At 65.9% G+C, this 25,215-nt stretch carries 25 protein-coding genes; 19 read left to right on the top strand and 6 right to left on the bottom strand.

What is annotated here, in order from left to right:
• Positions 1-164 precede the first annotated feature (164 nt).
• From NOG11_RS00760 to NOG11_RS00745, 4 genes are all read left to right on the top strand, one after another.
• On the top strand, positions 165-320 hold the full coding sequence (locus NOG11_RS00760) for a hypothetical protein (RefSeq protein ID WP_256617711.1): 156 nt from the start codon (positions 165-167) through the stop codon (positions 318-320).
• Between the two features lie 52 nt (positions 321-372).
• Complete coding sequence (locus NOG11_RS00755; RefSeq protein ID WP_256617710.1) at positions 373-1,209, top strand: alpha/beta hydrolase; 837 nt, start codon at positions 373-375, stop codon at positions 1,207-1,209.
• Between the two features lie 231 nt (positions 1,210-1,440).
• Entirely contained in the window at positions 1,441-2,847 is a 1,407-nt protein-coding gene (locus tag NOG11_RS00750) for a M28 family peptidase (protein ID WP_256617709.1), read from the top strand.
• A 29-nt stretch (positions 2,848-2,876) separates the two neighbouring features.
• Positions 2,877-4,007: an alkaline phosphatase D family protein gene (locus NOG11_RS00745; protein ID WP_256617708.1), complete on the top strand. Its 1,131-nt coding sequence runs from the start codon at positions 2,877-2,879 to the stop codon at positions 4,005-4,007.
• Here NOG11_RS00745 and NOG11_RS00740 read toward each other — a convergent pair.
• Both NOG11_RS00740 and coaBC read right to left on the bottom strand, forming a co-directional pair.
• Positions 4,004-4,408, bottom strand: a complete 405-nt coding sequence (locus NOG11_RS00740) for a VOC family protein (protein WP_256617707.1) — start codon at positions 4,406-4,408, stop codon at positions 4,004-4,006. The two genes, NOG11_RS00745 and NOG11_RS00740, sit on opposite strands and share 4 nt — an antisense overlap.
• Before the next feature lie 67 nt (positions 4,409-4,475).
• A complete protein-coding gene (gene coaBC / locus NOG11_RS00735; protein ID WP_256617706.1) occupies positions 4,476-5,699 on the bottom strand; it encodes a bifunctional phosphopantothenoylcysteine decarboxylase/phosphopantothenate--cysteine ligase CoaBC in 1,224 nt (407 codons plus the stop codon).
• Positions 5,700-5,917: 218 nt separating this feature from the next.
• Here coaBC and NOG11_RS00730 point away from each other — a divergent pair, with 218 nt between their 5' ends.
• Positions 5,918-6,697: an outer membrane protein gene (locus NOG11_RS00730; protein ID WP_256617705.1), complete on the top strand. Its 780-nt coding sequence runs from the start codon at positions 5,918-5,920 to the stop codon at positions 6,695-6,697.
• 149 nt (positions 6,698-6,846) lie between these two features.
• On the opposite strand, the gene ubiB is transcribed toward NOG11_RS00730, so the two are convergent.
• Both ubiB and NOG11_RS00720 read right to left on the bottom strand, forming a co-directional pair.
• Positions 6,847-8,352, bottom strand: coding sequence for a 2-polyprenylphenol 6-hydroxylase (gene ubiB / locus NOG11_RS00725; RefSeq protein ID WP_256617704.1), 1,506 nt, complete (start codon positions 8,350-8,352; stop codon positions 6,847-6,849).
• Positions 8,352-9,101: a class I SAM-dependent methyltransferase gene (locus NOG11_RS00720; protein WP_256617703.1), complete on the bottom strand. Its 750-nt coding sequence runs from the start codon at positions 9,099-9,101 to the stop codon at positions 8,352-8,354. The genes ubiB and NOG11_RS00720 overlap by 1 nt, the downstream gene beginning before the upstream one ends.
• A gap of 445 nt (positions 9,102-9,546) precedes the next feature.
• On the opposite strand from NOG11_RS00720, the gene ihfB reads away from it, so the two are divergent.
• The 3 genes from ihfB (at position 9,547) to NOG11_RS00705 (ending at position 10,901) form a co-directional block, all read left to right on the top strand.
• Entirely contained in the window at positions 9,547-9,834 is a 288-nt protein-coding gene (ihfB, locus tag NOG11_RS00715; protein ID WP_256617702.1) for an integration host factor subunit beta, read from the top strand.
• Positions 9,835-9,906: 72 nt separating this feature from the next.
• A complete protein-coding gene (locus tag NOG11_RS00710; protein ID WP_256617701.1) occupies positions 9,907-10,245 on the top strand; it encodes a LapA family protein in 339 nt (112 codons plus the stop codon).
• Entirely contained in the window at positions 10,245-10,901 is a 657-nt protein-coding gene (locus tag NOG11_RS00705) for a phosphoribosylanthranilate isomerase (protein WP_256617700.1), read from the top strand. Before NOG11_RS00710 ends, NOG11_RS00705 begins: the two co-directional genes overlap by 1 nt.
• On the opposite strand, the gene NOG11_RS00700 is transcribed toward NOG11_RS00705, so the two are convergent.
• Positions 10,873-11,277: a VOC family protein gene (locus NOG11_RS00700; RefSeq protein ID WP_256617699.1), complete on the bottom strand. Its 405-nt coding sequence runs from the start codon at positions 11,275-11,277 to the stop codon at positions 10,873-10,875. The genes NOG11_RS00705 and NOG11_RS00700 overlap by 29 nt on opposite strands.
• A gap of 92 nt (positions 11,278-11,369) precedes the next feature.
• Here NOG11_RS00700 and trpB point away from each other — a divergent pair, with 92 nt between their 5' ends.
• Complete coding sequence (trpB, locus tag NOG11_RS00695) at positions 11,370-12,620, top strand: tryptophan synthase subunit beta (RefSeq protein WP_256617698.1); 1,251 nt, start codon at positions 11,370-11,372, stop codon at positions 12,618-12,620.
• 132 nt (positions 12,621-12,752) lie between these two features.
• On the opposite strand, the gene NOG11_RS00690 is transcribed toward trpB, so the two are convergent.
• The gene (locus NOG11_RS00690) at positions 12,753-13,118 is read right to left on the bottom strand and encodes a hypothetical protein (RefSeq protein ID WP_256617697.1); all 366 of its coding nucleotides are present in this window, start codon (positions 13,116-13,118) and stop codon (positions 12,753-12,755) included.
• A 142-nt stretch (positions 13,119-13,260) separates the two neighbouring features.
• Between NOG11_RS00690 and NOG11_RS00685 the strand changes: the two genes are divergently transcribed.
• The 10 genes from NOG11_RS00685 (at position 13,261) to NOG11_RS00640 (ending at position 25,145) form a co-directional block, all read left to right on the top strand.
• On the top strand, positions 13,261-15,612 hold the full coding sequence (locus NOG11_RS00685; RefSeq protein WP_256617696.1) for a zinc-dependent metalloprotease: 2,352 nt from the start codon (positions 13,261-13,263) through the stop codon (positions 15,610-15,612).
• 95 nt (positions 15,613-15,707) lie between these two features.
• Positions 15,708-17,432, top strand: a complete 1,725-nt coding sequence (locus NOG11_RS00680) for a choice-of-anchor X domain-containing protein (RefSeq protein ID WP_256617695.1) — start codon at positions 15,708-15,710, stop codon at positions 17,430-17,432.
• A 79-nt stretch (positions 17,433-17,511) separates the two neighbouring features.
• The gene (gene trpA, locus NOG11_RS00675; protein ID WP_256617694.1) at positions 17,512-18,309 is read left to right on the top strand and encodes a tryptophan synthase subunit alpha; all 798 of its coding nucleotides are present in this window, start codon (positions 17,512-17,514) and stop codon (positions 18,307-18,309) included.
• The gene (gene accD / locus NOG11_RS00670) at positions 18,306-19,241 is read left to right on the top strand and encodes an acetyl-CoA carboxylase, carboxyltransferase subunit beta (RefSeq protein ID WP_256617693.1); all 936 of its coding nucleotides are present in this window, start codon (positions 18,306-18,308) and stop codon (positions 19,239-19,241) included. Before trpA ends, accD begins: the two co-directional genes overlap by 4 nt.
• Before the next feature lie 235 nt (positions 19,242-19,476).
• Complete coding sequence (locus NOG11_RS00665) at positions 19,477-20,817, top strand: bifunctional folylpolyglutamate synthase/dihydrofolate synthase (RefSeq protein ID WP_256617692.1); 1,341 nt, start codon at positions 19,477-19,479, stop codon at positions 20,815-20,817.
• Positions 20,814-21,269 (top strand): dUTP diphosphatase, encoded by a 456-nt coding sequence (gene dut, locus NOG11_RS00660; RefSeq protein ID WP_256617691.1) that lies wholly within the window; start codon positions 20,814-20,816, stop codon positions 21,267-21,269. Before NOG11_RS00665 ends, dut begins: the two co-directional genes overlap by 4 nt.
• 20 nt (positions 21,270-21,289) lie before the next feature.
• Positions 21,290-22,000, top strand: coding sequence for a HesA/MoeB/ThiF family protein (locus NOG11_RS00655; protein ID WP_256617690.1), 711 nt, complete (start codon positions 21,290-21,292; stop codon positions 21,998-22,000).
• 58 nt (positions 22,001-22,058) lie between these two features.
• Entirely contained in the window at positions 22,059-22,814 is a 756-nt protein-coding gene (locus tag NOG11_RS00650) for a Rho termination factor N-terminal domain-containing protein (protein WP_256617689.1), read from the top strand.
• A 365-nt stretch (positions 22,815-23,179) separates the two neighbouring features.
• A complete protein-coding gene (locus NOG11_RS00645; protein WP_256617688.1) occupies positions 23,180-24,370 on the top strand; it encodes an acetyl-CoA C-acyltransferase in 1,191 nt (396 codons plus the stop codon).
• A gap of 91 nt (positions 24,371-24,461) precedes the next feature.
• Positions 24,462-25,145, top strand: a complete 684-nt coding sequence (locus NOG11_RS00640; RefSeq protein ID WP_256617687.1) for an SDR family oxidoreductase — start codon at positions 24,462-24,464, stop codon at positions 25,143-25,145.
• Positions 25,146-25,215: the final 70 nt, after the last annotated feature.

The following is a 25,215-nucleotide window of genomic DNA, read 5'->3' as shown; positions in this document are numbered from 1 at the left end:
CCTGGCTCGCAGCGGCGGGGGTTCAGGAGATCGTCCGGCCTGCTGAGCCGGATAGTCCGTTCACCCTCTTCGCCTTCGACGCCTGGAGCCCGAGCTTCTTCTACGCCTTCGGCTTCTGCTGTTTCTTCCTGGGCTTCAGGTCCAAGCAGCCCCTCGCCAACGCCATGTGGGTGGGCCTCGGCGCGGTGGGCTATGAGGCGCTTCAGGTACTGATCCCGGAACGGACGGTCGACCCCTTGGACGTCGTGGCCAGCCTCGCCGCCTTGCCGCTGGCGGCGCTTCTGTGGCAGCTCTTCATCGGCCGGAACGCACCGCGGTAGGAAGGCCTGCCGCGCCCTTGCAGCGGCGGGCATCAGCGGCCAGGGTTCCCTCATGCGTCTTTCACTTCTCCCCGCCCTAGCCCTGTTCCTCACCGCCTGTTCGGGGCCGCAGCTCCTCGACGCCTACGCGCCCAAGCTGCGCGGCCAGTGGGAGGTGGAGCGTGACATCGCTTACGGCGGGCTCGAAAGGCAAAGGCTCGATGTCTACACACCGTCGGCGGAAGGCCCCCACCCGGTCCTCGTCTTCATCCATGGCGGCTCCTGGGAGACCGGCAGCAAGGACGACTACCCCTGGCTGGGGCGAAGGTTCGCTGCCGAGGGCTATGTGACCGCCGTCATCAATTACCGCCTAGCGCCGGAGCACGATTATGACGCGTTCATGGCCGACACCGCCAAGGCCGTCGCCTTCGTGCACGAGAACGCTGGGCGCTGGGGCGGCGACCCCGAGCGCCTGTTCCTCGCGGGCCACTCCGCGGGCGCCTATAACGCGGTGCAGGTGGCCGCGGCGCCGGAGTTTCTGGAAGCGGAGGGCAAGAGCCCGGCGATTATCGACGCCGTGGCGGGGCTGGCGGGGCCTTACGACTTCCTGCCCCTCGATGGGAGGGTCACCAAGGCAGCCTTCGGCAGTGCGAAGGACCTCGAAGCGACCCAGCCGGTGAACCGCGTCACCGCCGATACCCCGCCCATGCTCTTCCTGCACGGCGCCGATGACGAGGTGGTCCATCCGCGCAACGCCGCTAGAATGGAGGCACTGCTGTCGGAGCAGGGCATCCGCACAAGATCGGTGGTCTATGACGGCATCGACCATATCGAGATCATCGTTGCCGTGCCGCTCACGAAGAAAGCGCCGGTGGTCGCAGATATGAAGGCGTTTTTCGAAGGCGAGTGAGGGGTATGTTCGGAGGTTCTCAACCTCCGTCATCCTGGAAAGCCGTCAGGCTTATCCGGGATCTATGAACTGGACCGTCATGGGTTGCGGAATGAAGGTCCATGGGTCCCGGCTCTCCGCTTCGCTACGGCCGGGATGACGCTATAGCCTCTGTCGTAATACTTTTGTCCGCGATAGCGGTGGTTCAGAGGAACCCTTGACCCCGGCCCCTCAGACGCGGACACCTCTCCCATGAAACGTTTGCTCCTCGCCGCCTCCGCCCTCTGCCTTACCGCTGCCCAGGCGCAGACCATTCCGGACGAGGTGCGCGAAGAGGCCGAGGCGCTGCTCGAAGCGGGGATGGAGGACAGCGTCGGCTATGAGACCGTCAAACAGCTCACCACCCGCGTGGGGGCGAGGCTCGGCGGTTCGGAGGCCGAGGAACGGGCACGCGAATGGGCTGAGGGCTACCTCGAGGAACTCGGCTTCTCGAACGTCCGTACCGAGACCTTTACCATGCCCTATTGGGAACGCAGCTACGAATACGCGGCCATCGAGACGCCCTTCCCTCAGGAGCTGGAGATCACAGCGCTCGGCGGCTCCATCGGCACGGGGCGCGGCGGGGTGTCAGGCGAGGTGGTGCGCTTCGAAAGCCTCGACGATCTGATCGAAGCGCCGATGGACGGCTCGCTCCGCGGCAAGATCGTCTTCGTGGACGAGGGCATGACCCGTACCCAGGACGGCTCGGGCTACGGCGTCGCGGTGCGCAAGCGTTCGGGCGCCGCCAATGAGGGAGCGAAAAGGGGCGCGGCGGCGGCGCTGATCCGCTCGGTGGGCACGGACCGGCACCGCTTCCCCCATACCGGCGCCATGCGCTATGCAGATGAAGACGCGAAGATCCCGGCGGCGGCGCTCAGCTTTCCCGATGCGGAGCAACTGGCCCGCGCCATGGAGCTGGGGCCGGTCACGGTGAGCCTGGACATCGGCGTCAAGACCAAGCGCGAGGTCACCTCGGGCAATGTCATCGCCGAGATCAAGGGGCAGACGGACGAGATCGTCGTCATCGGCGGGCACCTCGATAGCTGGGACCTCGGCACCGGCGCCATCGACGACGGCGCAGGCGTGGGCATCACCACGGGGGCGGCCAAGCTGATCCTCGACCATGTCAGCGAGACCGGCGAGAAGCCGCTTCGCACCATCCGCCTCGTCTATTGGGGGGCGGAGGAGGTGGGCCTTCTAGGCGCCCGCGCCTATGCCGAGGCGCACCGGGACGAGCTGCCGCTTCACGCCATGGCTGCCGAGAGCGACTTCGGCGCCCGCGAGATCTGGCAGATGGATACGCGCTTCGGCGAGGACAAGCTGCCGCTCCGTCAGCAGATGATCCGTGTGCTGGCCCGCGCTGGTGTGGCGCTCGGCAACAACCAGGCGAGCGGCGGACCAGACGTCTCACCTCTGGCCGCGGCAGGCGTGCCGGTGGTGACCTTGCGCCAGAACGGCTGGGACTATTTCGACCTCCACCACACCGCTGACGACACGTTGGACAAGATCGACGAGGACGAGCTGGCCCAGAACGTCGCGGTCTACGCTGCCTTCACCTGGATGGCGGCCAACACGCCCGGCGGCTTCCGGGCGCAAGCCCAGCCGCAAGCGTCGGAATAGTGTCATAAAGGAGAGCTAGGGCGGGCGGCATGACACGCCTCCTTGCCGCCGCCGCCCTCCTGCCCCTTCTCTCCGCCTGCGTCGTGCGCGGCGATGTCGATCTCGAAATCGACACGCGCGAGAGGGCGCCATGGGAGAGGGTCGAGCCCATGGCGCTGCTGGCAGCGCCGGAGAGCGCGCCGATGAGCCGGATCGTGTTCGGCTCCTGCCTGCGTCAGAAGGAGCCCGCGCCTATTCTGGCTGCGATGGCGGAGCAGCAGCCTGATCTCGCTGTGATGCTGGGCGACAATGTCTACGGCGATGTGCGCGACCTAGGTGATGCGAGGATGACCGAGCTGGTCGAGGCTTACAACACGCTCGGTCAGCATGAGGAGTTCACCGCGCTTCGCAAGACCGTGCCCATGCTGACGGTCTGGGACGATCACGATTACGGCCTCAACGATCAGGGCGGCAGCTACCCGCGTAAGGAGGTTGCCGAAGACATCTACATGCGGGCCTGGGACATCGACCCGAATGACGAGCGGCGCTCGCGCGAGGGGGTCTACACGGCCAAGACCTATGGTCCCGAAGGTCAGCGTGTGCAGATCATCCTCCTCGATACACGCTACTTCCGCGACGACCTCCTCGCCACCGACGAGCGGGGCGCGCCGGGGAAGGAGCGCTACCTGCCCAAGGACGATCCGGGTGCGCAGATGCTTGGCGCGGTACAGGAGGCCTGGCTGGCCGAGGTGCTGCGCGAGCCCGCCGACCTCCGTGTGCTGGTCAGCTCGATCCAGATCCTCGCCGAGGGGCACGGCTGGGAGGCGTGGCGGACCCTCCCCGGCGCCCGCGAGAGGCTCTACGGCATCATCGAAGAGAGCGGCGCTACCAACATCGTCGCCGTCTCCGGCGACCGTCACCTAGGCGGGCTCTACGCCCGTGAGGATGTGCTGCCCTTCACCCTGCACGAGATGACGGCGTCCTCGCTGAACGCACCGCAGAGCGCCGGTCGCACGCGGCGCGGCGAGACCGCCCATGAGCCCGGTCCCTACCGGCAGGGGCTGCCCGTCTATGTCGAGAACTTCGGCGAGATGGAGATCGACTGGCAGGCGAGCACGGTCCGCCTCTCCGTACGCGGCATGTCCGGTGAAGCCTTAAGGGTGAAGCAAATCGCTTTCTAGGGCGTAGGCAGATCCGGCATGGGCTGGGCGGGCTCCCAGATCTCAATCTTGATGCCGTCGGGGTCGCTGAACCAGGCGAACTTGCCGTAGCCCTCGTCGACGATGTCGCTGACCTCGACACCCTCCGCCTTCAGCTTGCTTGCGAAGCCCTCAATGTCCTCGACGACGAAGTTCAGCATGAAGGGGTGGCCTTTGTCGCCGAGATAGTCCGTGTCGGTCGGGAAGAAGGAGACGAGCGACATCTCCTGGTGGTCAGGGGCGTCGGGGCGGCGCCAGCGCATCTCCACGCCGGGATAGCCGTCGCCGCCATGGAGGCCGAGATGCTTCCGGTACCAGGCCTTTCGTGCTTCGGGGTCCTTCGCCTTGTAGAAGACCCCGCCTAGTCCGACGATCCTTGCCATGTCGCTCTCCCTTTTCCGTCAGGCTGGACGACGGAGGGGGGCGGGCACAAGGCTGAGAAACAGCAGCCTAGCCGCCGAGCGCCCGGCCGATCATCGCCGCCAGCATGTCGCCGAGCGCATCCTTGCTCATCAGAGGCAGGGTCTTGTCGCCTTCGAAGCCGAGCACCGTCACCTCGTTCTGATCGCCGCCCATGGCGGGGCGCCCCGGCGAGACGTCGTTGGCCACGATCCAGTCGCAGCCCTTTCGCTTCATCTTGCTCTCGGCGTGGCCGAGAACGTCGTCCGTCTCGGCGGCGAAACCGATGACCAGTCCAGGGCGGTTCGCGGATCTGGAGGCGATCTCGCGCAGGATGTCGGGGTTCTCGATCAGGTCGATGGCCGTCAGCCCGCCGCGCTCCTTTTTGACCTTGTGCTTGGTCTCAAGGGCCGGGCGGTAGTCGGCCACCGCGGCGCAGGCGATGAAGACGTCGGAGGGCATCAGCTCCTCGCAGGCAGCGAGCATCTGACGCGCGGTCTCGACCCGCACCATCTCGCAGCCGGAGGGGGCGGGGAGCGAGACGGGGCCGCTGACCACCGTCACCTCCGCCCCCGCCCGGCGGCAGGCGGCGGCGATGGCGTAGCCCTGCTTGCCCGAGGAGCGGTTGCCGATGAAGCGGACGGGATCGAGGGGCTCGTGGGTGGGGCCGGCGGTGATGACGATCCTCTTGCCGCGCAAGGGACCACCCGGCGCAGGCAGCAGCTTCTCGGCGGCGTCGGCGATGACGGAGGGCTCGGCGAAGCGCCCCTCCCCCCACTCGCCGCAGGCCATGGCGCCCTCGTCGGGGCCGACGAAGCGGCAGCCGTCTTCCTTGAGCTGGGCGATGTTGCGCCTTGTCGCGGCGTGCTCCCACATCTTCACGTTCATGGCCGGGGCGAACATCACCGGCTTGTCGGTGGCGAGGAGCATGGTGGTGGCGAGGTCGTCGGCGATCCCGCCAGCGGCCTTGGCGAGGATATTGGCCGTGGCCGGTGCAACCAGAACGAGATCGGCGGAGCGCGAGAGCTCGATATGGCCCATCTCGACCTCGTCGGTGAGGGAGAAGAGGTCGGTGTAGCACTTGTTTCCAGTGAGACCTGAAAGCGACAGTGGGGTGATAAATTCAGCCCCCCCTTTGGTTAAGAGCGGCGTCACCTGCACGCCCCGCTTGCCGAGTTCGCGCGCCAGCTCCAGCGCCTTGTAGGCGGCGATACCCCCGCCAACCACAAGAAGTACGCGGCGTTCAGCGCCTATGGGCTGCTCTCGCTCCTGCATCCGTTTACCATCTCCACCGGCATGAAAGGCAACGCTGGCGCGGTAACCATGCTGCGCTCCTCTGTTGCCTTTTTGCCTAATTCGCCTGATTCCGCAGATCAGTTGCGGGAACTGTCTTGAATGCGCAACGTTGAAGGCTTTATCCGTGGTGCGCCGGTTGATGGGCGCAAGGTTTTGCAGCGCCCGTAACCCGGCAGGGGGCGTTTGAGGAGGACAAGATGCCGAAATATGTGATGCTCGCAACGGTCGCGGGCGCGGCCCTGGTCGCTGGTTCTACCGCGCAGGCTCAGGACTACTATATCCAGGGTAACGTGGGCGCCGTGTTCATGGGCGACAGCTCGAACTCGGGCGACGTGAACGAGAACTTCGTTCTGGGCCTCGACCAAGGCACCCTGACCAGCGACGCGGCCTACCGCTTCGAAAGCGACTTCGAGATCGGCGGCTTCTTCTCGCTCGCCATCGGCAAGACCACGAGCTACGGCCCGTTCCGCTCCGAGCTCGAGTTCAGCTACTCGCGCAACGACGTCCAGGACCATGACGACCTTCAGGCTCTCGGCGCAGACCTGTCCGGCCTCGATGTCGGCGCGCTGCTCGGCGCGGAAGACGAAGTCGGCGTAACCATCGGCCGCGTCCTCGAGGATGCCCAAGGCGAAGTGACTACCATCGCCGCCATGGTGAACAGCTACTACGACATCACCGTGCCGAACGAGCGCGTGCACCCCTATGTCGGCGTCGGCATTGGCGTCATGCGCATCAATGTCGAGTACGATCCGTCCGGTCTCGACTTCGTCGACGATGACGAGGTGAACTTCGCCTACCAGGCCATGCTCGGTGTGGACTACGACCTGACCGATACCCGCGTCCTTCACGCCGGCTTCCGCTACCGCGGTGCTCAGACCGCTGAGGTCTCCACCGGCGGCACGCTCGGCCTCGACAGCGATCTCGACGTCGATGTCGATCAGTTCATCGCCGAGATCGGCTACCGCGTCTCCTTCTAAGTTCCGCTTCGAAGTGATGAAGAGAGCGACGCCCTCGCGGCGCCGCTTTTTTATGCGCTAGAGCACTTTCCGACCAAGTGGATACCGGTTGGGCGTTAGAAAGTGCGACCACCGAAAAGAACCTAGAGACAATTCGATCGGAATTGGCTCTAGCGCTGCTGATCCAGGGGCTTGCCCTTGAGCGCCCTGGCCAGCCTGACGATCGTGTCGTCGGACAGGCTGATGCCGCCCTCGCTGAGATCGGAAGCGAGCCGGCTCGCCGCGTCGGCGAACTCGGGGAAGTGCTCGAACAGCTTGGCCGCCGAAGCGCCGTTCTCCTTGATCTGCTCACGGATGGCCCTCGCGCCGACCTCTCTTTTCACGTAGTCGCGGACGATGGGCTCTGCGGTGTCCCAGAGGTCGATCTCGGGGTCGAGGACCCGCGCCACCCCCTCCACCACCACCATGGTCCGCTGCAGGAGCACCAGCTCGGGCCTCAGATGCATGTCGAAGACGTCGGTGACGTCGAAGAGCTGCTGCAGCACGCGCGACATGTCAAGCTCGTCCGCCTTCTTGCCGAAGATCGGCTCGCCCACGGCCCTGAGCGCCGTGGCGAAGGCCTCGACGTTGAAGTGCTCGGGCACGTAGCCCGCGTCGAAATGGGCTTTGGCCGCGCGCATGTAGTCGCGGCTGATGAAACCGTAGATGATCTCGGCAAAGGCGCGGCGCGCCCGCCGGTCGAGGCGGCCCATGATCCCGAAGTCGACGAGGACCAGCCTCCCCTGCCCGTCCACGAACAGGTTCCCCTGATGCATGTCGGCGTGGAAGAAGCCGTGGTCCAGAGCCTGGGTGAGGAAGCAGCGCATGGCCGTCACCGCCAGCGCCCGCCGGTCCGCCGTCGTTCGGGCAAGGCTCTCTGGGTCCGAGACCGGCACCCCCTCCACCCACTCGGTGGTCAGGACGCGGCGCGCCGTCCGCTGCCAGTCGACCTCTGGCACCACCACGCCGGAGAAACCACGCAGGTTCTCCTTCAGCTCCGAGGCGGAGCCCCCTTCGAGCCGCAGATCGAGCTCGAGTTCGGAGCTGTGCCTCAGGGTCTCGATGAACTTGCGCGGCTCGAGCCTCCGCGAGGCGGGCACGACGGCCTCCACGATGCGCGCACCGAGGGCCAAGACCTCGAACTCGCGCTTGGCCTTGCGTTCGATACGTGGGCGGAGCACCTTGACTGCCACCTTCCTGCCGTCCGTCGTCACCCCCTGATGGACCTGCGCGATGGAGGCGGCGGCCACGGGCTCGGACAGGGACTGGAACAGCTCGTCCACCGGCCGCATCAAGGTACGGCTGATCTCCTCCCTGGCCTCGTTTAGGGGGAAGGGGGGCATCCTGTCCTGAAGCCTGCCGAGGTCGCCCGCGATCTCAGCGCCGACAATGTCCGGCCTGGTCGCCAGGAGCTGGCCGAACTTCACGTAGGCCGGTCCCTGTCCCGCCAGGGCATCGGCGAGGCGCTGTCCTGGCCTTCGCCCTTTCGTCCGCGTACCGATCCTGGTCAGCCAGCCGAAGAGCCGCACCCCAGGGGGCACCTGGTGATCGAACTCGCGCGGGATCAGCGCATCGTGCCGCGCCAGGACGAAGCCCGCGCCGAGGAGGCGGAGGAAGTTCCGTAGGGTCCGGAGCATCAGATCTTGGCGGCCATATGGAGGACCGCGATCCCCCCGGTGAAGCGCTCGAACCGGACCCGGCGGAAGCCCGCCTCCTCGATCTCGCGGGCAAGGGCTTCCGGTCCGGGGAAGCGGCGGATGGAGTCCACGAGATACTGGTAGCTCTCCCGATCACCGGCGACGGCTTCTCCCAAGCGCGGGATCACCACGTCCGAGTAGCGGTCGTAGAGGGTACGGAAGCCGTCCTGGGGGGGCTGGCTGAACTCGAGCACGAAGAGCCTGCCGCCATACCCCAGTACCCGGTGCGCCTCGCGCAAGGCCGCCGCCCTGTCCGTTACGTTGCGGATGCCGAAGCCGATCGAGTAGTGGGAGAAGAGACGGTCCGCGAAGGGCAGCCTCTCGGCATCCCCGCAGATGCGCGCGGCAGGAGAGCGCCCGGCCCCGGCTTTGAGCATCGCGTGGTTGATGTCGCAGACCACCGCGTCGGCCGGCTTACGCCCCCGAGGCTCGCGCAGGCTCGCCCGGTCCAGAAAGCTGCCTGCGATGTCGCCGGTCCCGCCCGCTACGTCGATCAGATGGTGACCCGGCTGGGGGTTCATGCGGTCGATGGTGACGGACTTCCACACACGGTGCATCCCGCCCGACATGAGATCGTTCATGACGTCGTAGCTGGTGGCCACCGAGCGGAAGACCTCGCCGACGAGCGGCGCTTTCTCCTCCGGTGCGACGTCGCGCTGGCCGAACGGGACGGTCTTCTCCTGCGGCATGGAACCCCTTGCGATGCTTTTTCTCGAAGGCAGTTAGTTCAGAAGCCCCGCGGCGTCTCGCTCTTTTCCCGGCCAGACGGTGGTTTTCCGATGCGGCAGGTCAGCGCCGGGCGGCATCCCCGGCATCACGTTCAAGCGAGATCTCTCGCTTCTTTCCTGACCTCGCCTTTATACCACCATGGGATTGTGCGGCACGACGTCGCAAAGATATCGTTTCGGAACCGGTTGGACTCCGTGCACAAAACCACGTACAGGACCTATCCGCTCACGATGAGGGTCCTTACAGCTCAGTATTCTCGTGGTTCACAGCTTCTCGACAGTGGACAGTACCGCTCGCCGGGCCGTTGACCGGTGGGCTACGAACGTGCTTCAGAAGTTATCCTAAGTTTAGCCGCCTCGTCCCTCGGTCTCCGCAAGAGGAACGCAGACCCGCCGGAGCGCAAGCGTGATCAAGTCTGAGCTCATCCAGAAACTCGCCGACGAGAACCCGCACCTTTTCGCCAAGGATGTCGAACAGGCCGTGGGCGTCATCTTCGAAGAGATCACCGAGGCGCTGGCAAGCGGCGACCGCGTGGAGCTGCGCGGCTTCGGCGCCTTCTCCGTCCGCCACCGCGAGGCTAGGCAGGGGCGCAACCCCCGCACCGGCGATGCCGTCGATGTGGAGGAGAAGTGGGTGCCCTTCTTCAAGGCCGGCAAGGAGATTCGCGAGCGCCTGAACGAGGACGACCGCTAGTCAGGCTGCGCCGGTGCAGATGACGCAACAAGCCACCTTTCCTTTGACCTGCAACCCGGCCACATAGCGGGCATGTCGCGGTTCATCACCAACCTCTTCTTGTTCCTGCTGTCCGTTCTGCTGGTCGCCTTCCTGTTCGCGAACAGGATGCCGGTCACGGTCAGCTTCGACCCTCTCTCGCTCGAGGACCCCGCGGCATCGGTTACCGCGCCCCTTTGGATGGCCCTTTCCGGAACGCTGTTCATCGGCTTCATCCTGGGGGCGATGGGCATGTGGATCTCCATGGGCAAGACACGGCGCAAATCGCGCAAGCAGCGCCGCCGCATTGCCGAGCTGGAGCGCGAGGCGAAGCAGGCAGGCGATACGCCTGCTACCGGACGCCGCGGCACCACCCTCCCCGCCCTTCGCTGATGGCCCAGCCGCTGCTGATCAAGATCTGCGGCCTTCGCAGGCCGGAGGACGCGAACGCTGCCGTGGAGGCAGGCGCGCAGCTAGGCGGACTCGTCTTTGCCCGTCAGAGCCCGCGCCATGTCTCTCTGCGGGAGGCGCGGCAGGTGCGGGACGTCCTCTTCGGTCGGGCCGAGGTGGTGGGCCTCTTCGCGGACAACGCGTTCGAGGAGGTCGCCGCTACCCACCAGGCCGTGGGTCTCGACCGGGTGCAGCTCCACGGGCAGGAGGACGACGCCTTTGCCGAGCGGGTCGAAGCGGAGATCGGCCTACCGGTTTTGCGCGCCGTGGCCGTTTCGGAGGCGAAAGAGGCTGAGGCAGCGGATGGGCGCTCGGGCAGTGCCCTGCTCTTCGACGCCAAGCCGCCTGACGGCTCAGCGCAGCAGGGCGGTCACGGCCAGGCCTTCGACTGGGGCTTGCTGGACGGGTATAGGGGCGAGCGTAAGTTCCTGCTCGGAGGCGGCCTGACGCCGGGCAATGTCGGTAAGGCCGTGAGCCGGATGCAGAAGCATCCAAGCTTTGCCGGGGTGGATGTCTCGTCCGGGGTGGAGCGGGAGAAGGGCGTCAAGGATGCGGAACTGATCGCCGCCTTCACCCAGGCCGCCCGCGCCGCCCGATGAGGTCCCAGCGGTTGCCGTAGAGGTCCTCGAAAACAACCACCCGGCCGTACTCCTCCCCGCGCGGCTTCTCCACGAAAGCCACGCCGGCCTCGTGATAGCGCCGGTAGTCGCGCTCGAAATCGTCGGTCTCCAAAAAGAGGAACACCCGCCCCCCGGTCTGGCGTCCGATGGCTTCCTCCTGCTCAGGGCTTGAGGCCTTGGCGAGAAGGAGTGCCGTCTGGGCTCCGCCGGGCGGCGCAACCCTGACCCAACGCTTGGTCGCCGACAGCCTCGTATCCTCAAGAAGTTCGAAGCCTAGCTTTCCGGTGTAGTAGGCGATGGCCTCATCGTAGTCCCTGACAACGAGGGCGATGTTGGAGAGGTACTGCGAGGTCATAGCTGCCCTTCGAGGTGTGGAGAATGGCCCCATCTTGCAGGTGTTTCCAAGAAGGCAACAGCTCGCTACAGCGCCTCTCTACGGAGACCGCCATGCCCGACGACGCACGCCAAGCCGCCCTCAACAGCTACCGCCAGGGACCGGACGAGACCGGCCATTTCGGCCAGTTCGGCGGACGCTACGTCGCCGAAACGCTCATGCCGCTGATCCTGGAGCTGGGCCGCTCCTATGAGGAAGCGAAGGCCGACCCCTCGTTCCGAGAAGAGCTCGATCGTCTTTTGGCGGAGTATGTGGGCCGCCCCTCGCCCCTGACCTATGCGGGCCGCCTGACCGAGCATGTCAGAGCGTCCGCACCCAAGGGTAAGGGCGCCAAGATCTACCTAAAGCGCGACGAGCTGAACCATACCGGCGCGCATAAGATCAACAACTGCGTCGGTCAGGTACTGCTGGCTAAGCGCATGGGCCGTACCCGCATCATCGCCGAGACCGGCGCGGGCCAGCACGGCGTCGCCACGGCGACCGTCTGTGCTCTGATGGGCCTGCCCTGCGTCGTCTATATGGGCGCCGAGGATATCGAGCGGCAAAAGCCCAACGTCTTCCGCATGAAGCTCCTCGGCGCCGAGATCGTGCCCGCCACCTCCGGCAAGGGTACGCTGAAGGACGCCATGAACGAGGCGCTGCGCGACTGGGTCACCAATGTGGCGGACACGTTCTATGTGATCGGCACGGCGGCTGGCCCACACCCCTACCCCATGATGGTGCGCGACTTCCAATCCGTGATCGGCGACGAGGCCAAAGCCCAGATGATGAAGGCGGAAGGCCGCCTGCCCGATGTCGCCATGGCGTGCATCGGCGGCGGCTCCAACGCCATCGGCCTCTTCCATCCCTTCCTCGACGATGAGAGCGTACGCCTCATCGGCGTCGAGGCGGCTGGCAAGGGTCTGAACACTTCGGAACACGCAGCCTCCCTCACCGGCGGCAAACCCGGCGTCCTCCACGGCAACAAGACCTATCTTCTTCAGGACGAGCACGGACAGATCGACGACGCCCACTCGATCTCGGCAGGGCTCGACTACCCAGGCATCGGCCCAGAGCACTCCTGGCTGCATGAGAGTGGCCGCGTCGAATACGTGTCGGCCACGGATGAAGAGGCGCTCGCCTGCTTCCAACTCTGCGCCAAGCTGGAGGGCATCATCCCCGCGCTTGAGCCAAGCCACGCCCTCGCCCGCGCCCTCGATACCGCCGCGGAGATGGACGAGGACCAGATCCTCCTCCTCAATATGTGCGGCCGGGGGGACAAGGACGTGTTCACCGTCGCAGCGGCGCTGGGGGTCGAGGTCTAGGCTCGTCTTCTTTTGAGACGCCTTCCCACGGCTTGTCCGTGGGACCCAACTCCGAACGGCCCACCTGGAACACTCTTTAGGAGATGGGTCTCACGGATCGCTACGCGACCATGGGAAGACGGAGCAAAAGACCTACCCCCTCCAAGCCGTCCACAGAACCAGCGCCAGCGGGACCAAACCCATAGCGTCGGCTACAGCGATTTTGGCCAGCGCGCCCTCAGGCATTCCCGCTCTCGCATAGACCACTATAAAACCCAGCATACTGACTGCCGCAACCAGACTGGCAGCGCGTCTCGCGCTAGGGTCGAAGACGGCGAGTAGCGATACCAGCACCACCGCCAGGAACAGCGCCCCGCGATGGACCAGGAGCACGCCCACATCCCCTGATGGATCGGCGCCGTAGAGCCTGCTTACCATCGAGGGGATGAACAGAACGGCAGCGGGAGCGAGGTGCAGAAGGGCGAGAGCGGCCCATGCGATGCGGGTAAGTATCTCCATGAAACGTAGCCTAACCGGACCGCCCTCCCGCCGTCATATGTTCAGTCCCGATAAGCTTTATCCTCCATGGCGATTGGTGGAACGCAGCCTTGTCGCCCCTCCCCGCCTTGCGTAGCGTGGCCGGGACGAGGGGATGACCACCATGCGCAACCTACTTCTCATAAGCGCTGCCGCGATGCTGATGGCCTGCAGCGGCGCCGATACGCCCGAGAACCAGGACGACGAAACGGAGATCGCCGAGAGCGTCTCCGGCTTCCTCCCCCTGGAGCTGACCGAGGACGGCAGGCTGATCGCGACCCTGCCGCCTGCGGACGAGAACGGGGTGAACCTGCGCGCCATCCACGCCATGTCCCTGACCGCTGGGCTGGGGTCGAACCCTATCGGCCTCGACCGGGGCTTCGGGGAGCGGGGCCGGGTGATCCGCTTCCGGACGAACGGTAGCCGCGTGACCGTGGAGGCGGAGAACAGCGCCTTCCGCGCCAGTGCCGAGAACGAGGACGAGCGCCGCGCAGTGGAAGAGAGCTTCGGCCGCTCAATCCTCTTCTCCAAGACCGCCGAAGAGGTGACCGATAACGGGGTCAGGGTCGATGTGACCGATCTCTTCCTCTCCGACCTTCTTGGCATCGGCGAGGTGCTGGACGGCTTCAGCCTCGACAAGGAGCGCTCCATGCTTTCCCAGGGCTCGGTTCTGGGCTTCGACGACAACACCGAGATCGACGTCGAGCTGACTTTCTCAGGCAACGAGCCACAGACGGAGATTCAGCGTACCGCACCCTATGCCAAGGCCGTCACCCTGACCCTCCACCACACCCTCGCGAGGCTACCGGGTGAGGGCTACGAGATGAAGCCTGCGGATGCTCGCTTCGGTACGTTCGAGGCGGTGGTTTACGACTACTCCGCACCCCTGAACGAAGAGGTCCCCCGCGCCTTCGCCCTGCGCCACCGCATTGAAGAGGGCGAACCCATCGTCTTCTATGTGGACCGAGGCGCGCCCGAACCGGTCAAGTCCGCCCTCATCGAAGGCGCCGGTTGGTGGGCGGAGGGTTTCGAGGCGGCGGGTCTACCCGATATGTACCGCGTCGAGGAGCTGCCCGAGGGCATTCATCCCAGCGACATCCGCTACAACGTGATCCGCTGGGTGCACCGGCAGACCCGCGGCTGGTCCTATGGCGGCGCCGTGGCGGACCCCCGCACCGGCGAGATGCTGAAGGGCAACGTCATCTTAGGCTCCCAGCGCGTGCGCCAGGACCGGATGATCTTCGAAGGGCTGGCAGGCACAGGCGCCACGGGCAGCGGCAACGCGGACGACCCCACCGAGATGAGCCTCGCCCGCATTCGTCAGCTTGCGGCCCATGAGGTCGGCCACGCCCTCGGCTTCGGCCACAACTTCGCGGCCAGCACTGCCGATCGCTCTTCAGTCATGGACTACCCTGCGCCTTTCGTCATCGCACGGAACGGCGAGCTCGACTTCAGCCAGGTCTATGACACCGGCCTCGGCGAGTGGGACAAACTCACCGTGCGCTGGCTCTATGGCGGGGAGGATGCCGTTACGCTGATCGAGGAGGCACGCGAGAAGGGCCTGCCCTTCATCCAGGACGGCCATGGCAGGGGCGCGGGTACGGCTCATCCCCAAGCCGCCGTCTGGGACAACGGCAATGATCCGGTGGCGGAGCTTGCTAATGTGATTGAGGTGCGCCGCATTGCCCTCGAGAATTTCGGTGAGGACCGTGTGGCCGAGGGTCAGGCCGCCGACCGCCTTCGCCAGGTGCTGGTGCCGATCTATCTCTACCACCGCTACCAGACCGCCGCCGCCGCCAAATCCATCGGCGGGGCAAGCTTCGCCTACGGACAGGCAGGCGGCGACCCTACGCCGGTTGAGGTCGTACCCGCCGAACAGCAGCGAGAAGCGCTAGATGCGGTTATGCGTACCCTGACGCCCTCCTTCCTAGCCGTCAGCGAAGACCTCCTCGCTCAGCTTCCGCCGGGCGCAGGAGCCATGCCCTTCGCTTCCGCGAGGGAGCAGTTCGGCAGCGAGACCGGCGCGGTCTTCGACCTGATGAGCGCCGCCGAGGCCTCCGCCGACATCACCCTCGGCGCCATCTTGGCACCGGCGAGGCTGGAGCGGCTCGCGCAGTTCCACGCACGGCGGAGCGACAACCCGTCGGTGGCGGAAGTGCTGGACACCCTCATCCGCCGCACGCTGAACGCCGAGAGCACTAACGGGCAGGAGGAGGCCCTCGCCCGCCTCGTCGAGGCGCGGCTGGTGGCGGCGCTCATTACAGCGGATGGGGACGGCCTCTCGACGGCGGTCCGTGCCGAGCTGCAATCGGCGCTGCGGAGCTTGGCAGCGTTCCTCGACCGAAGGCCGGACGCCCAATCGGCCTTCCTCGCCGCTGAGATCGAGAGCCACCTCCAAGCCCCCGCCATGAGCCGCAGCCGCGTGCCCGAAGAGCCGGTCATCCCGCCGGGAAGCCCTATCGGCTCAACCCATTAGCCTTGTCCAAGCCGGTGCATCCATCTTGCTGCCGCCTAACCGTTGTGATCTAACGTCACAGCGCCGTGAGTACGGCGGTAAGGGGCAGTACGATCATGACCAGTTTTCCTGTAAAGGCCGCGCTGTCGGCAAGCGCTGTCGCGTTTCTGTTGGCCGGCTGCGGCGGCGGCGGTGGGGGAAGCCAATCGACCCCGCAGCCCTCAGCGCCTGCGCCGTCCGATCCGACGCCAGCTCCGGAGCCGACGCCTGAACCCGAGCCCGATCCGACTCCCCCGGCATCCGCCGCTGAAGGCGCGGTCTTCGCCAACCCCGGTATTCTGCCTGTCGTCAATGCCGAGGACACCACCTTCGACAAAGCGTGGGAGCCTTCGCGGGTGGGCTCGTGCTTGCTCGGTGAGAACGTTTCTCCCAGCCACGCCTTGACCACCCAAGCGATGATCGACAGCCACACGGATGCCGTCCGTCTGACGGAGCCCGGTACGATTTTCATGGACGAGACCTTCACCTACTACCGCCGCGACGGTTCAGGGGCATCGCGCATGCGTGTGTCCGAGTTCGGCCAGGGCTTTCCCATGAAAGACATGGGCGGCGATATCGACCCCTACCTCTATGACGACGGAACGAACGGCGACCTGACGGCGGGGGACGGCGTCTTCACCGCCTCCTGCCTCGAAGCCCGCTTCACGCTGGTCGAGGACTGGGTCAGGCGCGACCACACGACCTTCCTGAACCCCGCCCTGAGAGGCACGGTCGAGGTGCGTGACGTGATGGACGGCGTGCGGATGAACGACGCCGGTTTCTTCCTCTCCATCGGCGACGAGTACGCCGTGCGCACCGAGGCGTTCTGGGAGCTCTCGAACCCGGACCGGGGCACGCCCTATCTCTACGCTTGGGGCATTGCCGGTAACGTCTTCGACCTGTTCACTATCCAGACCCGCGACACCAGCCAGCCTTTCGCTGGCGCGAACTACGCGAGAGCCAACGACTGGGTCGAGAACATCGGTCTCGAGACCGGGGTGAAGAACAATTTCCATGTCATGGTTGACGGTGCGGCCCACCCCGAACTGATGGGCGTCAACTTCGCCGCTCACACCTTCGAAGGCGGCATGACCCACGAGATCGGTCATGCTCTGCTGGGCATCGAAACAAGAAACTTCCCGTCCACGGAAGATGGCGCCTGGAACTTCGGCGACGGTGTCCACATCGAAGGGCAGAACACCACCGACGGCACGCTGCAGGGGCCGATGTGGTACAGGGGTGACGGAGACCTGAAGGAGATCGTCGTCCGCTTCCCTCCTGAAACGACGAAGTACTCAGTCGATCTCGAAGCAACTTCCACTGAAGATGTATTCCGCCTCGCCCCCGTGGACGATGAGGACGGACGCTGGTCAGAGATCTTCCTCTACATGATGGGACTCCTCGACGCCGCGGACAGCACGGAAGTCTACCACGCCCTTCCCACCTTGAACCTGCCCGACGAGTGCAAGGCGGAAGGTGATACGATGGTCTGCGATACGGACGAGGTCTACGCCCCTGATGCGATCGAGTTCACCGTGGCCGACTTCATCGCCAAGCACGGCGAGCGCCGCAGCCTTCGCGACGAATGGGACCCCACCAATATCAAGATGGGCATCCTGAACATCTCGGACCGGCAGCATACCGAAGCCGAGATCACGCTGAACACCATGTTCTACAGGGACTGGGCGAGCTCGGACAAGGTGAAGGCGGGACCGAGGGACTACACCTGGCACTACGCCACCAGCGGCCTCAGCACGGTCACCATCGACTATACGGATGTGGTCTTTCCGCCCGTAGAGTGAGCGCAGCGCCGACCCGCCCTTCTCAGTTTGAGGAGGGCGGCGGCTTGCAAGTCCCGCGCTCTTTATCCATGGAGCGCCCGTGACCAGACTGACCCCTACCTTCGACCGGCTCCGCGCCGAAGGCCGCCGTGCCTTCATTCCCTTCATCATGGGCGGCGATCCCGACCTCGAAGCCTCCGAGGGGCTTCTTCATGCCTTGCCGGGCGCCGGGGCGGACGTGATCGAGGTGGGCTTTCCCTTCACCGACCCCATGGCCGACGGTCCGGTCATCGCCGAGGCGGGGCAGCGGGCGCTGGCTGGCGGGCAGACCCTCAAGAAGACGATGGAGATGGTGCGCCGCTTCAGGCAGGCGGGGCATGAGACGCCCGTGATCCTGATGGGCTACGCCAACCCGGTGCTGCAATACGGGCCGGACTTCGCCAGCGATGCCGTCGAAGCGGGCGCCGATGGGCTGATCGTCGTGGACCTGCCCCCCGAGGAGAGCAGCGGGCTCGACATGATGGCTCATAAGGCGGGTCTTTCGATGATCCGCCTCGCCACCCCCACCACCCGCGAGGACAGGATCGACGCCGTGCTCGAGCGCGCTTCGGGCTTTCTCTACTACGTGGCCGTGGCCGGGGTGACGGGCGACCGCTCGGCCGCCGATGACGAGCTTGGCGAGGCCATTGCGCGGCTCAGGGAACGCACCAGCTTGCCCATTGCGGCCGGTTTCGGCATCAAGGATGCGGTCTCAGCCCGTGCTGCGGCGCAACATGCCGATGCCGTGGTCGTCGGCTCAGCGCTGGTTAAGACGCTTGCGGTAAGGGGGCACGAGGCCACATTGGATCTGGCGCGGGAGATCGCCGCCGCCGTCCACGGCGAAGGGAGCGTTTCATGAGCTGGCTCGACGACATCACCCCTCCGGGCATCAAGAAGATGTTTCGGCAGCAAGACGACAAGTCCGACGCCTTGTGGACGAAGTGCCCGTCCTGCGAGCAGATGACCTACGGCAAGGACTTAGAGGCCGAAGAGATGGTCTGCCCCTCCTGCGGCTTCCATCACCCGCTACCCGCTGGTGCCCGGCTGAACAGCCTTCTGGGTGAGAAGTGGGAGCGCATCGAGCTGCCCCATACCGCCGACGATCCGCTCAAGTTCAGGGACACCAAGCCCTATGTCGCGCGGCTCAAGGACTACCGCAAGCGCACGGGCGAGCGCGATGCGCTGCTGGTGGGCCGGGGCCGGATCGGGGAGCGCGCGGCGGTCGTAGCCGTGCAGAACTTCCGCTTCATGGGCGGCTCCATGGGCACGGCCATTGGCGAGGGGCTTCTCGCCGCGGCCGACGCCGCCGTGGAGGCCCGCGCTGCGCTGATCGTCGTCACCGCATCGGGCGGCGCGCGCATGCAGGAGGGCATTCTCTCCCTGATGCAAATGCCGCGCTCGACCATCGCGGTGCAGAAGCTGCGCGAGGCGGGGCTGCCCTATATCGTGGTCCTCACCAACCCCACCACCGGCGGGGTCACGGCGAGCTACGCCATGCTGGGCGATATCCACCTGGCCGAACCGGGCGCCCTCATCGGCTTCGCAGGCCCTCGGGTGATCGAGCAGACCATCCGCGAGAAGCTGCCCGAGGACTTCCAGAAGTCCGAGTACCTGCGCGAGAAGGGGATGGTGGACCGGGTCACCGACCGCCGCCAGATGACCGCGGAGCTCGGCGCCATCCTGAGCGTGCTGATGGCGCCCGAGGCGGTGATCGAAGCGGCCAATGACGACGAGGGCGAGGCTTCGGTCGAGGACGAGGCTGTAGCCGAGCTGCCTGAAGCTGCTGAGTAGGTTGGGGATTAGGGCGAAACGGGTGCCTCTATCGCCTCCCTCTGCCGTTCACGGGAGAGGGACCGAGGGTGAGGGGGCTTCGGAGGTGGTTTGCGTAGCAAACGAAAAGGTCCGGGGGACCTTTTCGAACCGGAGAAGGCTGCGGCAGCAGCAAGTCACAGACGCTACGGCTTCGCCGATCCCCTCACCCGAAATCGAAGATGTCGACCTATCCCACGCGCGGGAGAGATAGGCTGTGAACGAACCCATGACCCAGACCGGCGCCAGGGCAGAGGTCGAACGCCTCCTCACCCGCTTCGAGAACACCAATCCCGCCGAGATCATTCTCGGCCTTGATCGCATCCGCGCGGCGCTTCAGCGGCTCGGCGACCCGCAGGACAAGCTGCCCCCGGTGATCCATGTGGCCGGCACCAACGGCAAGGGCTCGACCCTCGCCTTCATGCGCACGATCCTCGCGGCAGGCGGCCTGAGGGTTCACACCTACACCTCCCCCCATCTCGTCCGCTTCAACGAGCGCATCACCCTGGCCGGTCAGGAAATCACCGATGAGGAGCTGGCCTTGGTCCTAGGGCGCTGCGAGGCAGCCGCAGGCGACTTGCCGCTGACCTATTTCGAGGCCGCAACGGCCGCGGCTTTCCTAGCCTTCGCCGAGACACCCGGCGATGTGGTGCTTCTGGAGACAGGCCTCGGTGGCAGGCTAGACGCGACCAATGTCGTCACCGCCCCCAGGGCCACGGTCATCACCCCCATCGGCCTCGACCACCAGGACTGGCTTGGCGAAACCCTGGAGGAGATCGCCTTCGAGAAGGCGGGCATCATCAAGCCGGGCTCGGTCATGGTCACCGGCAGCCAGCGCCCCGAAGTCATGGAGGTGCTGCGCAGCCGCGCTTTGGCGCTGGGCGCCGATCAGCACATCTTGGGCGAGGACTGGCAGGTGGCACGCGAGGGCGGCGGCTTCACCTATGAGGACGAGCAGGGCCTCTCCGACCTGCCGCTCCCGAGGCTTCAGGGCAGCCACCAGATCGATAACGCAGCCCTGGCCGTGGCGGCGCTCAAGGCCGCCGGGCTCGCCCCCGCCGAGGAGCTCATCGCCATGGGGATCGAGGCGGCGGAGTGGCCCGCTCGCCTACAGCGCCTGAAGCCGGGGCCGCTCACCGCCTTGGTCACCAAGCACGCAGGCGATCCCGGCGAGCTCTGGCTCGACGGCGGCCACAACCCCCATGCCGGGCGGGCGCTGGCGCGGGCGCTGGCCGACCTCGAAGAGCGCGCGCCGCGACCCCTGGTCCTGGTCGTGGGGATGCAGAAGAACAAGGACGCGGGCGGCTTCCTCTCTGCTTTCGAGGGGCTTGCCTCCCTCGTGCTGACGGTGAAGGCCGACACTAAGGCCGCGGCCTCTCCTGAGGTTCTCGCCAAGCAGGCCGAAGAAGCAGGCCTCTCCGCCAAGCCCATGGGGTCGGTCGAGGAGGCTCTCACCTTCGCCGCCGACGCCTTCGGCCGCTCCGGCGAGGGGCAGCCGAGGGTTCTCATCTGCGGCAGTCTTTATCTCGCGGGCGAAGTGCTCAAGAAGAACGGATGATCCAAGACACCCCCGTTCTCATCCGCCGCTTGCCTCATGCCGAGGGCCTAGACCTCCCCTCCTACGAAACGGAGGGCTCGGCAGGCTGCGACCTCCGCGCCGCCGTGGATGAGGACCTCGTCCTGCAGCCGGGCCAGCGCGCGCTCGTGCCCACGGGTTTGCAGATCGCTCTCGCCCCCGGCACCGAGGCCCAGGTGCGCCCGCGCTCCGGCCTCTCCTCCAAGCACGGCGTCACCGTCATCAACGCGCCCGGCACGGTGGACAGCGACTATCGCGGCGAGCTGAAGGTGCCGCTGGTCAATCTCGGCCAGGAGACCTTCACCGTGACCCGCGGCATGCGGGTCGCCCAGATGGTGATCGCTCCTTACTTACGCGCATTGTTCGAGGAGCGGAATGAACCCCTTCCGGAGTCGCTGCGCGGCGAGGGCGGCTTCGGCTCGACTGGAGCCTGAGGACGGGGCAAACCCCTTCCATGCGCTACAAGCATCATGTTCTGCTGCCTGAGGTGGGCGGTCAGGGCCAGAAGGCTCTTGCTGCCGCCCAGGTGGTGGTGATCGGCGCCGGTGGGCTTGGCTGCCCGATCCTTAGCTATATCGCAGGGGCGGGGGTGGGCCGGATCACCGTGGTCGATGGCGACCGGGTGGAGCTGTCGAACCTTCAGCGCCAAACCCTCTACACCGAGGCTGACATTGGAAGACCCAAGGCCGAGGCAGCGGCCGAGCGGCTGCGTGCCGTCAACAGCGAGATCGACATCCGCCCCCACCCGGAGATGTTCGGCCCTGAAACGCCGCGTAGCCTGCTCAAAGGCGCAGACCTGGTCATAGAAGGCACCGACAGGATCGCCGCCCGGCATATCATCAACCGCGCTGCCCTAGAAGCGGACATACCGCTCATCTCCTCCGCCGCCTCCCGCTTCTCCGGCTATGTCGGCCGTTTCGGCCGGCCCGGTCCCTGCTACGCTTGCTTCGTGCCCGAGGGGGCTGCGGAGGACGGCGTATGCGACCGCGACGGAGTGCTCGGCCCGGTGGTGGGACTGGTCGGCAGCCTGGCAGCGGCGGAGGCGATCCGCTTCCTGGTAGGCGATGCGGGACCGAACTGCCTTCTCACCATCGCCGAGCTGCGGCCTCCCTCCATGCGCCAGGTCACGATCGAGCGCGACCCTGGCTGCCCCGTCTGCGGCTGAGCGCCGCTGGAACAGGCACCCTCTCCTCCCCGTTGGCGAGGGTGAGAGGAGACACATCATGGCCGAAGCCAAGAAAACCGACCCCGAACTCTGGGAAGAGGTCAAGGAGGAGGTGAAAGAATCAGACAAGGGCGGCGATCCGGGCCAGTGGTCGGCGCGCAAGGCGCAGCTTGCCGTGCAGAAGTACAAAAAGCGCGGCGGCGGCTACGAGGATGACGGCCCCGACCAGGACGAGACGGACCTTCACGAGTGGACCGAGGAGGACTGGGGCACCAAGTCCGGCGGAGAAAGCGGCGAGACCGGCGAGCGCTACCTGCCCAAAAAAGTGCGCATGCTCCTCACCGAGGACGAGTACGCCCGCTCCACCAAGAAGAAAAAGAACGGCGACGGCCAGTATGTGGACCAGCCCGACGACGTGAAGGAGAAGGTCTCCAAGATCAAAGACGGCGGCCCGACCAAGGAGATGCTGATGGAGCGGGCCGAGGACCTCGAGATCGAGGGACGCTCCTCCATGACCAAGGACGAGCTTCTGGACGCCATCGAGGACGCCACCGACGAGAACGGCCGCAAGAAGGGCAGCGAGAACGCCCTTCAGGGCAAAACCAAGGAGGAGCTCTACGACATGGCTCAGGACCAGGACATCGACGGCCGGTCCGACATGTCCAAGGACGAGCTGATCGAGGCGCTCAACAAACAAAGCAGCAGCAATCTTTCGGACTACACGAAAGAGGAGCTGTACGAGAAAGCCAAGGAGCAGGATGTCGAGGGCCGCTCGAAGATGGACAAGGGCGAGCTGGCCGAGGCGGTGAGCTAGACCCTGCGAACGCGCGAAGGGCGGTGGCGCGCCCTTTGCATGTTCCTTCTCGTCCGCCTTCTTCGCAGTCGCGAGATATTGAGAGAAAGGGGCTCTTCATGCAGGCGATTTCCTGCTATGTGCAGTGCATGATCGAAAGCTCAATCGTGCTCTTTCAGGCTGCGGAAACGGCAGCGGCGGCTGTCCAAAGCCCTGCCGCCGAGACCGCATCGGCCCCTGTCTGGCCGCTGATTGCTGCCCTGCTTGTCTGTCTTGGTCTCGCGAGCCGATCACGACCCGGAGCGCCTGACGACCGCGGGTGACCGGGCGTCATCATTTCCGCTAGGGGGTCGGCAACAGCCGAGCCAGCCTGAGCGGAGTGCCCCATGCTTCTTCCCACCGATGACCCCATCGTTCTTGTCTCCCACGCGCGCACGCCCATGGGCGGTCTTCAAGGGGAGATGTCCGACCTGCCCGCCGCTAAGCTGGGCGCTGCTGCAATACGCGGTGCAGTGAAGCGGGCGGGTATCAAGCCCGACGATATCGAGGAAGTGCTCATGGGCTGCGTCCTGCCCGCAGGTCAGGGGCAAGCCCCCGCCCGCCAGGCTGCAATCCATGGTGGCCTGCCCAAATCCGTGCCCTGCACCACCATCAACAAGATGTGCGGCTCGGGCATGAAGACCATCATGCAGATGGCGCAAGCCATCGCCGCCGGATCGGTGAAGATCGGCGTGGCAGGCGGCATGGAGTCCATGTCGAACGCCCCCTATCTTCTGCCTAAGGCGCGCTCGGGCTACCGGATGGGCCACGGCCAGGTCATCGACCACATGTTCTTCGACGGTCTCGAAGACGCCTATGAGGGCGGGCTGATGGGCAGTTTCGCGGAGCTGTGCGCGGACAAGTACGAGTTCTCCCGCGAGGCGCAGGACGAGTACGCCATCGCTTCCCTCGATCGGGCGCTCGCCGCCTCCGAAGAAGCCTTCCGGGACGAGATCGTCCCCGTGACCATCGAAAGCCGCTCCGGCTCGGCAACCTATGATAAGGACGAGCAGCCGTTTAAGGCGCGGCGGGAGAAGATCCCCTCCTTGAAGCCTGCCTTTCGCCGCGAGGGCGGTACGGTGACGGCGGCCAATGCCTCCTCCATCTCCGACGGCGCCGCAGCGGTGGTCCTGATGCGGAAGAGCGAGGCAGATGCCAGGGGCCTCTCGCCACTGGCGAAGATCACCGCGATGACGTCGCACGCCCAGGAACCCGCCTGGTTCACCACAGCCCCCGTCGGCGCGCTACAGAAACTCTTCGACGCAGAAGGACACCGGCAGTCCGACTACGACCTGTTCGAGGTCAACGAGGCCTTCGCCGTGGTGCCCATGGCGGCGATGGAGGAGCTCGGCATCGAGCATGACCGCATGAACGTCCATGGCGGCGCCTGCGCCCTCGGCCACCCCATCGGCGCCAGCGGCGCACGGATCGTCTCCGGTCTCGTCAACGCGCTGAAGTACCGCGGCTTCAAGCGCGGCGCGGCGGGCATCTGCATCGGCGGCGGTGAAGCGGCCGCTGTCGCGGTGGAGATGCTGTAGCCCGTAGGGCGGCTCGCGCAGCGTGCCGCCTTCTTACATCTCACTCTAACACGGCCGTACGCTGCGCGAGCCGCCCTACGAGGACCATTCCATGACCACTGTACTGATCACCGGCGCCAATAGAGGCATCGGCTTGGAACTCACCCGTCACTACGCCGGGGAAGGCGCGACGGTTCACGCCTGCTGCCGCACCCCTTCGGAAGCGCGTGAGCTGAGCGGCATCGCGGGCAGCGTCCATATCCACCAGCTCGACACCACCGATCACGGGCGCCTTGGCGAACTGGCTAAGGAGATCAGCGAACCGATCGACATCGTCATCGCCAATGCTGGCATCTACGGCCTGCCCGACGAGGATCAGAGCTTTGAGAAGGTCAGTGCCGAGAACCTCTCGCGCACGCTGGAGGTGAACCTTACGGGCACGGTCGAGACGCTACGGGCCTTCCTGCCCCATGCGCGCAGGTCCGAAGGAAAGAAGCTCGTCGCCATCACGTCCAAGATGGGCTCGATCGCCGACGCCTCGCAAGGCGCTGTGGCCTACCGGGTCTCGAAGACGGCTCTCAATATGGCCATGACCTGCGCTGCTGCCGAGCTGAAGGGCGAGGGCATCGCTGTCGGCACGCTGCATCCCGGTTGGGTACGGACCGATATGGGCGGGCCGAACGGCAACATCTCGCCGGAGGAGAGCGCCAAGGGTTTGGCCAAGGTGATCGAGGGGCTGAAGCCGAGCGACAAAGCGACGTTCACGAGCTTCAGCGGTGAGGACCTGCCTTGGTAGGCAGCAGCCCCCTCCGCCCTACGGGCACCTACCCATGTGATGGGGGAGGGGCGCAGGTTGAAGGGTTGGT

The sequence above is a fragment of the Parvularcula maris genome, assembly GCF_024505085.1.
Lineage (GTDB): Bacteria > Pseudomonadota > Alphaproteobacteria > Caulobacterales > Parvularculaceae > Parvularcula > Parvularcula maris.
This window is presented reverse-complemented; position numbering and strand designations above follow the sequence as displayed.

Coding starts and splice junctions, on each gene's coding strand:
- NOG11_RS00760 (WP_256617711.1), top strand. CDS start 165: ATGTGGGTGGGCCTCGGCGCGGTGGGCTATGAGGCGCTTCAGGTACTG.
- NOG11_RS00755 (WP_256617710.1), top strand. CDS start 373: ATGCGTCTTTCACTTCTCCCCGCCCTAGCCCTGTTCCTCACCGCCTGT.
- NOG11_RS00750 (WP_256617709.1), top strand. CDS start 1,441: ATGAAACGTTTGCTCCTCGCCGCCTCCGCCCTCTGCCTTACCGCTGCC.
- NOG11_RS00745 (WP_256617708.1), top strand. CDS start 2,877: ATGACACGCCTCCTTGCCGCCGCCGCCCTCCTGCCCCTTCTCTCCGCC.
- NOG11_RS00740 (WP_256617707.1), bottom strand. CDS start 4,408: ATGGCAAGGATCGTCGGACTAGGCGGGGTCTTCTACAAGGCGAAGGAC.
- coaBC (WP_256617706.1), bottom strand. CDS start 5,699: ATGCAGGAGCGAGAGCAGCCCATAGGCGCTGAACGCCGCGTACTTCTT.
- NOG11_RS00730 (WP_256617705.1), top strand. CDS start 5,918: ATGCCGAAATATGTGATGCTCGCAACGGTCGCGGGCGCGGCCCTGGTC.
- ubiB (WP_256617704.1), bottom strand. CDS start 8,352: ATGCTCCGGACCCTACGGAACTTCCTCCGCCTCCTCGGCGCGGGCTTC.
- NOG11_RS00720 (WP_256617703.1), bottom strand. CDS start 9,101: ATGCCGCAGGAGAAGACCGTCCCGTTCGGCCAGCGCGACGTCGCACCG.
- NOG11_RS00710 (WP_256617701.1), top strand. CDS start 9,907: ATGTCGCGGTTCATCACCAACCTCTTCTTGTTCCTGCTGTCCGTTCTG.
- NOG11_RS00705 (WP_256617700.1), top strand. CDS start 10,245: ATGGCCCAGCCGCTGCTGATCAAGATCTGCGGCCTTCGCAGGCCGGAG.
- NOG11_RS00700 (WP_256617699.1), bottom strand. CDS start 11,277: ATGACCTCGCAGTACCTCTCCAACATCGCCCTCGTTGTCAGGGACTAC.
- trpB (WP_256617698.1), top strand. CDS start 11,370: ATGCCCGACGACGCACGCCAAGCCGCCCTCAACAGCTACCGCCAGGGA.
- NOG11_RS00690 (WP_256617697.1), bottom strand. CDS start 13,118: ATGGAGATACTTACCCGCATCGCATGGGCCGCTCTCGCCCTTCTGCAC.
- NOG11_RS00685 (WP_256617696.1), top strand. CDS start 13,261: ATGCGCAACCTACTTCTCATAAGCGCTGCCGCGATGCTGATGGCCTGC.
- NOG11_RS00680 (WP_256617695.1), top strand. CDS start 15,708: ATGACCAGTTTTCCTGTAAAGGCCGCGCTGTCGGCAAGCGCTGTCGCG.
- accD (WP_256617693.1), top strand. CDS start 18,306: ATGAGCTGGCTCGACGACATCACCCCTCCGGGCATCAAGAAGATGTTT.
- dut (WP_256617691.1), top strand. CDS start 20,814: ATGATCCAAGACACCCCCGTTCTCATCCGCCGCTTGCCTCATGCCGAG.
- NOG11_RS00655 (WP_256617690.1), top strand. CDS start 21,290: ATGCGCTACAAGCATCATGTTCTGCTGCCTGAGGTGGGCGGTCAGGGC.
- NOG11_RS00650 (WP_256617689.1), top strand. CDS start 22,059: ATGGCCGAAGCCAAGAAAACCGACCCCGAACTCTGGGAAGAGGTCAAG.
- NOG11_RS00645 (WP_256617688.1), top strand. CDS start 23,180: ATGCTTCTTCCCACCGATGACCCCATCGTTCTTGTCTCCCACGCGCGC.
- NOG11_RS00640 (WP_256617687.1), top strand. CDS start 24,462: ATGACCACTGTACTGATCACCGGCGCCAATAGAGGCATCGGCTTGGAA.